This window comes from Parendozoicomonas verongulae, from assembly GCF_009711465.1.
Classification (GTDB): domain Bacteria; phylum Pseudomonadota; class Gammaproteobacteria; order Pseudomonadales; family Endozoicomonadaceae; genus Sansalvadorimonas; species Sansalvadorimonas verongulae.
In genome coordinates, this window is the sequence record NZ_SMME01000846.1 from 1 (window position 1) to 1,751 (window position 1,751).

A 1,751-nucleotide genomic window follows, 5' to 3' on the forward strand; every position below is an offset into this window, starting at 1 on the left:
GGTGCGTCGCATGTTATCCTGGTGGCTAAAGCACTCAAACATACCGGACATTGGCGCACGGGATAGTTTGGATACAAGGCTAATCCATTACCAAGGTCTATTTGTGTACTTTCTGAGCCAGGCGTACTTGTTATTTGCATTGTTAGACTCCTTCATAGCTGTCCATGTCCAGTAAGTACCCCAACCATTCTTTTCATATACTCGTGGCGTATTTTTCCGTTCTTGCTGCGTCACAGCCTTGGTCTCGTAGCGGGTTACGCTCCTGGTGTTGTTCTTTTATTCCGCTATGGGTTGGATAATTCTTAGCTTTCAGAGTTCTCTTTTGTCTTAACAGGTGTGTCATGAGGACAAAGGCAGAGATGGCAGCCGGGCTACCCGCTCCCTTGCAAAAGCACAGCAGGTGCGGGTCGCGATTTCAGGGGAAGCTTTCCTGGCTTGCATAGACTGGATCTCTGAGCCCAGTGTGCACTTGTGTTGGTTACCTCCTGAGAGCACCTGTCTGCCGTTCGTGCTGATAGGGGATAAGTTTGTTGGCTTTGGCAAAGAATAGAGCCGATTGCTCTCTGAACTCATTTTCCTTTTTCTCTTCGATACCTGAACTTTGCAGTTCAGATTTCGGCCATGTGGATAAGAGACGGAAGCAATGGCCCAGCTGATAGAGGCAGGGGGCACTTTTCTCTCCACTTTTCTCCACCGCAAGAGTTGCCCAATGTAACGCCTTCTTTAGAAGGGCCAAACGCTCGGGCCCGACGCCCTCCGTTTCCGCTAATTCCTGAAGGTTCCGGCGGCAGATACACAGGTAGGCTTTGAATCCTAAAGACGGCCGTGTATCGAGGTGCAGTTCATCAAACTCCCTCCATGCCCCCATACCAATGAGCGTAGTTGCTATACCCAGTTCAACCCTTGTGTCTGGCGAGGGAGCGTGAATCCGCCCTCCGTTCGTATCTGTACGCAGTTCTTCGTAGACGCGCAGAGCCATTTTCAGATTCTCCGTGCCGCCCATAAGCTGAAGATGTCTGCACCGAGCCAGCCCGACCTCTGTACTATTACGGGGGGGCCTCGTCCGCCCCTCAGCCGCCTCGGTGCGCTGCTGGGTGAAGGTGTCCAGAGCTGCTATCAGATTATCCGTGCTACCCATGAGCTGGATGTGCTTACCTAGAGCCAGCTCGATCTCTATGTCATTACGCATATGGGTGTGCAGCCAGGTGTAGATGTCCAGGGCTGTTCTCATATCATCCGTGCCGCCCATGAGCTGGAGGTGTCTGCATAGAGCCAGTCCACTGGTTTTTTTTTCATCGAAAGATTCTGAGTATCTTGTATAGATAGACCGGAAAAGTGCTAAAGCTTCAGTGAAATGACCGTTTGCCTGTAAAGCCTGGGCTTTTGCCATTATCACCCCTTTGTTGTATTGAAACTCCGGTGAAAGAGAAGTGATGTACTCAACACACCCATCAAAATCGCTAAGAAGAAATAAGGCCTGAGCTTTTAATTCGACAACACGGGCATAGTGACGGGGGTCTCCTAAGTGTTTTGTTAATAACGCAGCTGTCGCCGTTAATGCTCCTTGAGGATTGGTTTCCAGAAGACGGAAACCTTCATCTATCTCGGAATCCGCCGAATGGTGTGCTGAAACACTTGTGGCTGCTGCTGTTTGTGTTGTTGTTTTGCAGGAGGTATGAGTCTCTCGCTCATCATAAGATCCTGTCCAGTGACATGTTTGGCATTCTATTGTTGAATTGTTGAGGGCTCTT

Annotated in this window: 1 protein-coding gene; it reads right to left on the bottom strand. The window is 50.0% G+C overall.

The features are described 5' to 3' along the window. Positions 1 to 478: 478 nt before the first annotated feature. Positions 479 to 1,751: hypothetical protein (locus E1189_RS14025; protein ID WP_230460400.1), on the bottom strand; the 1,273-nt coding region annotated here is incomplete at its 5' end.